General features: G+C 62.1%; 1 protein-coding gene and 1 pseudogene. Both read right to left on the bottom strand.

Going from position 1 to position 1,738, the window contains the following annotated elements; translation table 11 throughout:
- Positions 1-554, bottom strand: a pseudogene (locus IF89_RS43985) (transposase family protein); the annotation flags it as partial.
- 288 nt (positions 555-842) lie between these two features.
- A partial coding sequence (locus IF89_RS46770; protein ID WP_158718141.1) for a hypothetical protein occupies positions 843-1,738 on the bottom strand: 896 nt, incomplete at its 5' end.

The following is a 1,738-nucleotide window of genomic DNA, read 5'->3' on the forward strand; positions in this document are numbered from 1 at the left end:
TTTGGTGATTGACGTGAGTCTGGTGGGGTGGCAGCGGGCTTTGCGGAGGATGCGCCAGGTCTTGGTCTCGGCGATGGCTCTCTCGACTGGCCGTCGGGGGCGGGGGTGGGCCCGGTTGGCGCACTTCTGTTTGAGGGTGAGGTCCTTCCCGGGCGCCGGTGGGGAGCGGCTGCAATGCCGCCGGGGCCCTGGCAGCCCCGGTCCGCGAGGACGGGAATGCCGAGGCGGGTGCAGGTGGAGGGGATGCGGTGCCGGCGGGCAGCGGTCAGGTCGTGGATCCGGCCGGGCAGGGCGGGTGGGATCCAGACCAGTGTTCCGTCCGGCGTGGTGATGGCCTGCAGGTTCATCCCGTGCCGCCTGTGGTTGCCCGAGTAGTCCGCCCGCCCGTCACGGTCCGGTCACACGCGGCGGGGGTCCCGTCCGGGAGGACATGCCGGGCGTCGGCCGATCGCAGGGCTGCGGTCAGTCCCGGTGCGGGACCGGCCAGGTGGCCAGAGCACGCTGGGACGCCGACAGCCTGCACCTCCGGCCACCTCGCGGGTAACGATCAGCATCGTGGCCCACTCCGCCAGAGCATGCGGGACATCGAGTACGGCAGGATAAGGAACCGACGAGGCCCCGAGTTGAAGAGCTGTGGACGTCAGACATCCCGCTCAGCAGCCCGAGGGCCCCGCCTGTTACGCCACCCCGCCATCACCCGATCAGTGGCCAACTCGAACAAGCTCACTGACCTACGGACTCAACGCCCCAAGGAGCGACCGGCATCGGCGGGCAAGCGCCAACTCCCATGTTTTCACGCCGGCAGGCGCACCCGAAGGGACGGGGGACTGACCTGCAACTATTCAGGATGAAAAAGGATCGATCTCGGCTTTTTCCGCCAATGATTCAATCAAAATCTGGTCCAGCTTCGAATTTGCAAGCTTGTCTACGCCGGTATCGACCAGCCAGTACCGGACGGCCATCCCTGTGTAGTCTTTGCCGAAGTTGAAGTCTTGATACCGTCCATTGTCATTTTGTTTTATGATCGGCTCCCCATTCCGCGACCCGATGAATACAATAATTCCATTCCCCCATTCCCTCCCTTCTTTGCTCTTGATATGCATCTCCAGTAGGTAGATCCGACCCTTTCGTGCCTTCCGGCCTTTAAGGAAGCCGCCTATCTGGTCAATCGTCCCGCGCGCAACTACGGGCCAGGCGGTGTCCTTGGGCGAGAAATCTACCCGCTCAGCAGGTATGGACAGTTCCCCTTCGCCGAAGGTCTTCAGGCAGGATGCAACAAAAGCTTGGCAGCCATTGACTGGAATGGCCTGGCGCATCACCGAATTGAGAGCATTCGTTGCGGACATCCCCGTTTGGCGCAGGCCGAACGCGAATTCGACTGCGGATTCAGGCATGGGCGCCACTGAAGAATAGAGGGTTTTCATTGCGCGTCTCGCCTTGAGGAATCCTCGCATTTTATTAGTTCCAGATTCCATCTCCTGGGCGAGTGCGTTTTCTGCGCCCCGCATTCTTTCGCTGGAGGCCTTTATGGCCGCATCTTTCAGGCGCACATTCCTTTCATGTTGTTTGGTGAGCTTCGTACGGAACCGAATGCTGAGGTTTCCGGTGGGGTCGGTGTTTTCGATGGGGTTGGCTGCGTAGGCTTGGTATTTGTTGAGGGGTGTGGGGTGGGGGTCGCGGGTGGTGAAGCGGCCGGTTTCGCGGTGGTAGAGGCGGGCGGGGGTGTAGTCGGTGCCGT

It is taken from the genome of Streptomyces sp. NRRL F-2664 (assembly GCF_000719345.1).
In the GTDB taxonomy this organism is placed as follows: domain Bacteria; phylum Actinomycetota; class Actinomycetes; order Streptomycetales; family Streptomycetaceae; genus Streptomyces.